Source organism: Sutterella sp. (assembly GCF_052272535.1).
GTDB lineage: Bacteria > Pseudomonadota > Gammaproteobacteria > Burkholderiales > Burkholderiaceae_F > Sutterella.
In genome coordinates, this window is record NZ_DAVZJY010000131.1 from 1 (window position 1) to 6,855 (window position 6,855).

General features: G+C 67.2%; 5 protein-coding genes and 1 pseudogene. All 6 read right to left on the minus strand.

The window, feature by feature from the left end:
• Positions 1-194, minus strand: a pseudogene (locus tag ACT6Y9_RS07420) (23S rRNA (uracil(1939)-C(5))-methyltransferase RlmD); the annotation flags it as partial.
• Entirely contained in the window at positions 194-625 is a 432-nt protein-coding gene (locus ACT6Y9_RS07425; RefSeq protein WP_295480625.1) for a hypothetical protein, read from the minus strand. The gene ACT6Y9_RS07425 and the pseudogene ACT6Y9_RS07420, both read right to left, overlap by 1 nt.
• A gap of 70 nt (positions 626-695) precedes the next feature.
• Complete coding sequence (locus ACT6Y9_RS07430) at positions 696-2,033, minus strand: sodium-dependent transporter (protein WP_443744058.1); 1,338 nt, start codon at positions 2,031-2,033, stop codon at positions 696-698.
• Positions 2,034-2,160: 127 nt separating this feature from the next.
• Entirely contained in the window at positions 2,161-3,507 is a 1,347-nt protein-coding gene (locus ACT6Y9_RS07435; RefSeq protein WP_443744059.1) for a sodium-dependent transporter, read from the minus strand.
• 147 nt (positions 3,508-3,654) lie between these two features.
• Positions 3,655-4,992 carry a sodium-dependent transporter gene (locus tag ACT6Y9_RS07440; RefSeq protein ID WP_443744060.1) on the minus strand — a complete coding sequence of 446 codons (1,338 nt, stop codon included), beginning with the start codon at positions 4,990-4,992 and terminating at the stop codon, positions 3,655-3,657.
• Between the two features lie 131 nt (positions 4,993-5,123).
• Positions 5,124-6,473: a sodium-dependent transporter gene (locus tag ACT6Y9_RS07445; protein WP_443744061.1), complete on the minus strand. Its 1,350-nt coding sequence runs from the start codon at positions 6,471-6,473 to the stop codon at positions 5,124-5,126.
• Positions 6,474-6,855: the final 382 nt, after the last annotated feature.

The following is a 6,855-nucleotide window of genomic DNA, read 5'->3' on the forward strand; positions in this document are numbered from 1 at the left end:
GCGAGCCCGCGCCGGCCGCCCGGGCGGGGCGGCTGGTAGTCGAAGGAGACGCGCGCGCCGGGAAGCGCTCCGGCAATGAGGACCTCGAGGCCCTCGAGCGTCACGGCGACGCCCGCTCCCGAAGGGTCAAGCCCCGTGACGGGGAGCCCTTCGGCGCGCCTCAGGGCGGGTGCGGGTTGAGGGCGCTTCGCCATCAGCCGAGCACCAGGCGCGGGAGAAGGTAGATCACGGCTTCGGCGATGATCACCGCGGCGACGACGCCCCCGAGGTACTTGAGCATGCCGAGGCCCGCCTCCTCGAGGAACCGGCGGCGCTCTTCAAAGTGAAGGCGCGTCGAGAGCCCGCGGATGTGGCGCCAGACGAGAAGGAGGGCAAAGCCCGCGGCGAAGGCGACGAGCAACAGCGCGCAGGCGAGGTTGTACAGGGCGCCCGCCCAGTAGGGGTGCGCGCCCTGCACCCAGGCGAGCACGAAGGAGAGGACGAAGGCGAAGACGATCGCGCCGAGCCAGAGTCCGCGGTGCGCGCGCCACTCCGCCGCGACCGTCCGGTCGAGGCAGCCGTGGCCGCCGCCGAGGGTCTCGGCGCGCAGAAGGGAGTCGTTCGAGGCGGGGGTCTGTTGGGTCATGCGAGTCACCTCAACTGAAGAGGACGGGAGGCTCTCCCGCAAGCGCCGCTCGCGGGAGGTGTTCCGGGAATCAGAGGGAGCCGAGCGCCACCACGGCGACGAAGAGCGGCGCGAAGAAGCCGATCAGGATGCGCACGAAGGCGAGCGTCGGGGCCGGATAGGTGCGCACGCTCTGCAGCTCGCGCGCCGTCGTGGGCCAGGCGATCCAGGCCGCGGCGATCGCGATGCCGAAGGACGAGAGCGGCATGCCGACGTTCGAGGTGACGTAGTCAAGGATGTCGAAGACGTTCTTGCCGAAGAACTTCACTTCGGACCAGGAGCCGAAGCTCATGTTCGCGGCCCAGCCGACGACGGCGCACCCGACGAGCGTCGCGAGGATCGCGTTCTTGCGGGTGAGCCCCGCCTCCTGCGTGAGGAGCGCGGCGCAGGCTTCGAGCATCGAGACGGAGGAGGAGAGCGCGGCCACCACGAGGCAGGCGTAGAAGGCGACGGCGAACCCATGGCCGAAGGGCATCTGCGCGAAGACGGCGGGCATCGTCACGAAGGTGAGCCCCGGGCCCGCGGCCGGGTCGAGGTTGAAGGCGAAGACGGCCGGCATCACCATGAGGCCGCCCAGAATCGCCGCGAGGATCGCGAGGAAGGCGACCCAGCCGACCGACGAGGGCAGGTCCGTCTTCGGGTTGAGGTAGGAGCCGTACGTGATCATCGTGCCCGCGCCCAGGGAGAGCGAGAAGAAGCAGAAGCCCATCGCGTTGAAGAGCGCGCTTCCCGTGAAGTCCTCCCAACGGGGCGTGAAGAGAAACTCAACCCCCTTCCAGCCGCCCGGGAGCGTCACGCCGCGCACGATGAGGACGAGCATCAGGATGAAGAGCGCGGGCATCAGGATCTTCGAGACGCGCTCGATCCCCTTCTCGATGCCGTTCACGACGACGTAGGCCGTGAGGGCGAGGAAGAGGAGCAGGTAGCCGTAGGAGTCCACGGCGTTCGAGACGAAGCCGCCGAAGTAGGTGCCCAGCTCCTTGGTGTCGGTGATGAGGCCGTTGCCCAGCACGGCGTCCCAGAGGTACTTGAGGCACCAGCCGCCCACGACCGAATAGAAGGAGAGGATCAGGAAGACCGTGAAGACGCCGATCCCGCCGAAGACGCCCCAGGGGCGGCCGGCGACGCGGTTGAGGCTACCCACGGCGCCCTGGCGCCCGGCGCGGCCCATCGCGAATTCAGCAATGAGGAGCGCCACGCCCACGGTGAGCGTGAAGAAGATGAAGGGCAGCATGAAGACGGCGCCGCCGTTCGTGCCGGCCATGTAGGGGAACTTCCAGATGGCGCCGAGGCCGACGGCTGAGCCGGCGGAGGCGAGAATGAAGCCGAGGCGGGAGCCCCAGCCTCCGGTGGACGCGGTCTGCGACATGGTGTGCTGTGAGAGAGAGGTTGAGTATTGAAGCGCCGCTCCGGGTGCGCCGCTTCCGGAGCCGGAGGACGCACGGGGAGTGGAGGGATGAATGGGTCGTTAAGCCGGGAAGTTTAGCAACCGGCCGTTAAATGAGGCCGATGCCCTTCGCCGCGACGATGAGGATCACGATCGGGGCGAGGACGCCCGCGAAGAACCGGAAGGCCGTGAGCATGGCGGGGCTCCAGGAGGCGTTCGCCGAGAGCTGCGTCTTCGTCGTGCGCCAGGCGACGAAGCACGACACCGCCGAGAGCCCCAGGCAGCCGATCGGCATGCCGATGTTGGAGGTCGCGTAGTCGAGCAGCTCGAAGAGCGTGCGGCCGAAGAACTTCACGTCGGCGAGCGGTCCAAAGGAGAGCGCGCAGAAGATGCCGACCACGCCGAGGACCGAGGAGACCATCAGCACCGCCGCGCGCCGCGAGAAGCCCCAGCGGTCCACGAAGTGCTGCGCGCTCATCTCGAGGATCGAAATGGACGAGGTGAGCGCCGCGACGAAGAGACAGGCGTAGAAGGCGACGGCGAAGAGGTCGCCGAAGGGCATGCGGCCGAAGACGGCGGGCATCGTCGCGAAGGTGAGCCCGGGACCCGCGTCGGGCGCAAGTCCGAAGGCGAAGACGGCCGGCATGATCATCAATCCGCCCAGAATCGAGGCGAGGACGGCGAGGAGCACGATCCACGCCGTCGAGGGCCCCACGCTCACGCGCTCCGAGAGGTAGCTCCCGTAGTTCATCATCGAGCCCGACCCCACGGAGAGCGAGAAGAACGCGAACCCCATGGCGTTCAGAAGCGCTTCGCCCGTGAAGGCCTCCGGGTCCGGGCGGAAGAGGAACTTCACGCCCTCCATCGCCCCGGGGAGCATGAGTCCGCGCACGATGAGGACGAGCATCAGGATGAAGAGGAGCGGCATCAGGACCTTGCCCACGCGCTCGATGCCCTTCTCGACGCCGCAGAGCACCACGGCGGCCGTCGCCGTGAAGAAGATCACGTGCGCGCCCACGGACTGAACCGGGTCGGAGCTGAAGGCTTCAAACGCCGCGCGCATCGTCGAGGGGTCGGTGACGGTCGCGCGCCCCATGAGCGCCTCGATCAGGTAGTGGGCGCACCAACCGCCCACGACCGAGTAGAAGCCGAGGACGAGCGCGCCCGTGATGACCGAGATGAGGCCCACCGGCCGCCAGAGGGGGCCGCCGAGCTTCAGGTACGCCGTTCCTGCGCCGCCGCGGGCGGCGCGCCCCATGCACATCTCGGCCGTGAGGAGCGCGAGCCCGATCGTGAGCGAGAAGGCGATGGTCGGGAGCATGAAGATCGACCCGCCGTTCGTGCCGGCCATGTAGGGGAACTTCCAGATGGCGCCGAGCCCGACGGCGGAGCCCGCCGAGGCGAGGATGAAGCCGAGCCGCGAGGACCAGGCGGAGCGTTGTTGAGCCTGAGGCATGTATGAACTACCGAATTTTTCGGGGAGAAGCCGCAGATTGTATTCGGGCGGCCGGAGGTGAAGCGCGGCCCGGCGCGGGGAGCCCCGGAGACGCATCGGGCCGCTGCGCGGTGAGGCGGGCGGCCCGGGGAGGGAGGGTGCGGGGAATCAAAGAAGGCCCGAGATCAGCACCGCGATCACGAGGATGGGCGAGAGCACGCACATCGTGAAGCGCAGCGCCCGCATCCACGCCTCGCTCACCGGCATGCCCCCCGTGATGTCCGTGCTCACGCGCTTCCAGCAGTGGTTGCCCGCGAGGAAGAGGATCACGAGGCCGCCGATCGGCAGCGACAGGTTGCTCGTGAAGAAGTCGAAGACGTCGAAGAAGGTCTTCGAGCCGAAGAACTTCACGTCCGAGAGGACGCCGAAGGAGAGGCACGGGAGGGCGCCGACCACCGCGAGCGCGATCGTCGAGAGGACCGAGGCCTTGGGGCGGCTCATGCCCTTTTCATCCACGAGGTAGGCGACGATGATCTCGATCATCGAGACCGAGGAGGTGATCGCCGCGACGATGAGGCAGAGGTAGAACATCACCGCGAAGAGCTGTCCGGCGGGCATCTGCGCGAAGACGGCGGGCATCGTGATGAAGGTGAGGCCCGGGCCCGCGGTCGGATCAAGCCCGAAGGCGAAGACCGAGGGCATCACCATCAGGCCGCCCATGAGCGACGTGACGACGGCGAGGAAGGCGATCCAGACGCATGAGCGCACGAGGTTCGTCTTCTGGTCGAGGTAGGAGCCGTAGGTCATCATGCAGCCGCACCCGACGCAGAGCGAGAAGAAGGTGAAGCCCATCGCCTGCAGAAGCCCCGCGAAGGTGAAGGCCTCGGGGTCGAATTTGAAGAGGAACTTCACGCCCTCCATCGCTCCGGGGAGCATCAGTCCGCGCACGATGATCACGAGCATCAGGATGAAGAGGAGCGGCATCAGGATCTTCGAGACGCGCTCAATCCCCTTCGTCACGTCGAAGGCGACGATGAGGCCGTTGAGGAGCAGGAAGAGCCACTGGAAGCCCAACGCCGTCACCGGATTGGCGGTGAATTCGGCGAAGTGGGCGCCGAGGAGCGACTGGTCCGTGATGAGCCCCTGGCCCACAAGCGCTTCGCAGAAGTAGGAGAGCGTCCAGCCGCCGATCGCGGAATAAAACGACAGGACGAGAAAGCCCGTGAGGACGCCGAGGTAGCCCGCGGGCAGAAAGAGCGGGCCGGCCAACCGCCGGTAGGTCGTGACGATGCCGCCGCGCCCGAGGCGCCCGAGGGCGATTTCGGCGATGAGGAGCGCGAGGCCCACCGTGAAGGTGAGGAGAATGTAGGGGAAGAGGAAGACGCTTCCGCCGTTCGTTCCCGCCATGTACGGGAACTTCCAGATGGCTCCGAGACCGACGGCCGCGCCCGCGCTCGCGAGCACGAACCCGATGCGGCTCGTCCAGGTGATGCGTTCAGTAGACATTTCTTGTGGATCCTTGTTTTTCGTATTTCCCGCCGCGGACAGCGGCCCTTCGGGCGGAGGGCCGGCGCCTGCAGTCGTGCGTCAAGAGGCCACTATAGGGCGGAACGACGGAGGGCGACGGAAAAAACCGGTCAAAAGAAGACGCCCTGATAGACCGTGGCGAGGATGAGGATGGGCGAGAGGTAGGCGAGGAGCACGCGGGCCAGCTCGAGCGCCGCGGGGCCGGGGCCTGAGGGCGTAGAGAGCTCGGTACAGGTGGTCTCCCAGACCTTCCAGCCCATCAGGAGCGCGACGGCGAGGCCCCCCGCGGGCATCATCACGTTCGAGCAGATGAAGTCGAGGCAGTCGAAGATGCTCCGCCCGAAGAGCGTGAAGCCGCTCCAGGAGCCGAAGGAGAGCGCCGAGATCGAGCCGAGGACGAAGAGCAGTGCGCCGCTCGTGACGGTCGCGGCGCGCCGCGAGAAGTGCCATTCGTTCTTGAGGAAGGCCACCACGACCTCAAGGAGCGAGACCGACGAGGTGAGGGCCGCGACGAGGAGGCACACGTAGAAGAGCACCGCGAAGAGACCGCCCGCGGGGATCCGCTCGAAGATCATCGGCACGGTGATGAAGACGAGCCCCGGGCCCGCGTCGGGCGAGAGCCCGAAGGCGAAGGCCGCGGGCATTGTCATGAGTCCGGAGAGGAGCGCCGCTTCGATCGAGAGGACGGCGACCCAGAAGGAGGCCTTCGGAATGGAGGTGCTCTTCGGCACGTAGGTGCCGTAGGTGACGAGGACCCCGGCGCCCAACGAAAGCGAGAAGAAGGTGAAGCCCATCGCGTCGCGGATGGAGGCGGCGGTCACCGACTCCCAGCGGAAGTCGAAGAGGTACTCGACGCCCGCCCAGGCTCCGGGGAGCATGAGGCCGCGCACGATGAGGACCACCATCAGCACGAAGAGGGTCGGCATCAGGTACTTCGCGAGCCGCTCGATGCCCCGCTCGACGCCGAGCGCCGCCGTCGCGGCGGTGAGGAGCAGAAAGACCGCAAACCAAAAGAGGTTCTTCCAGTCCGTCGAGACGAGGTCCGCGAACTGCGCGCGCAACGCCGCAGGGTCGTTCGAGACGACGTCGCCCGTCACCGCGTTGGCGAGGTATGCGGCGCACCAGCCGCCCACGACCGCGTAGTAGGAGAGGATCAGGAAGGACGTGAGGACGGAGAAGGCCCCCATCAGACCCCAGGCGCGCCCGCCCACGCGGCGCATCGCCGAGACGGTCGAGCCCCGACCGCGCCGCCCGAGGGCGATTTCGGCGGCGACCAGCACGAGCCCCACAGTCATCGTGAAGACGATGAAGGGAATGATGAATGCGGCGCCCCCGTTTGCACCCGCCCAGAAGGGAAACTTCCAGATCGCACCGAGGCCGATCGCCGATCCGGCGGAGGCGAGGATGAAGCCGAGGCGCGAGCTCCATTGGGGAGCGGCGGGAGTGTTCGCGGTGGACATGGCGGGTGAATAAGGAGCGGCGGGCGGCCTTGGAGTGTCGGCGCGCCTTCTTGACGGCCTTGAAACTAGGGAAAAACGCCTATTCTAACCAGAAGATACGCGGGTGAAGCGGCGCTCCGGTCCCGGCCCGGTTGGGGGAGGCGGCGCTCCGCAGGGCGCGGCGGCGCAGCGCGTAGGGACCGCCCGCCGTACGCACGAAGACATGTTCGCTTGCAAAACCGCGCCCGCGGCGGCCGGAGTCCTTCTTTAGGATGAAGGAACGAACAGCCGTTGCAGCGGCCTGAAGGATTCCATTCAACAGGATTGCCGCAGGAGTCCCCTTCCTTTAGGTGGGGGAGGAATGCGGCACGAATTCTCAAGATGAAACATATATCGGTGAGGA

Coding starts and splice junctions, on each gene's coding strand:
- ACT6Y9_RS07425 (WP_295480625.1), bottom strand. CDS start 625: ATGACCCAACAGACCCCCGCCTCGAACGACTCCCTTCTGCGCGCCGAG.
- ACT6Y9_RS07430 (WP_443744058.1), bottom strand. CDS start 2,033: ATGTCGCAGACCGCGTCCACCGGAGGCTGGGGCTCCCGCCTCGGCTTC.
- ACT6Y9_RS07435 (WP_443744059.1), bottom strand. CDS start 3,507: ATGCCTCAGGCTCAACAACGCTCCGCCTGGTCCTCGCGGCTCGGCTTC.
- ACT6Y9_RS07440 (WP_443744060.1), bottom strand. CDS start 4,992: ATGTCTACTGAACGCATCACCTGGACGAGCCGCATCGGGTTCGTGCTC.
- ACT6Y9_RS07445 (WP_443744061.1), bottom strand. CDS start 6,473: ATGTCCACCGCGAACACTCCCGCCGCTCCCCAATGGAGCTCGCGCCTC.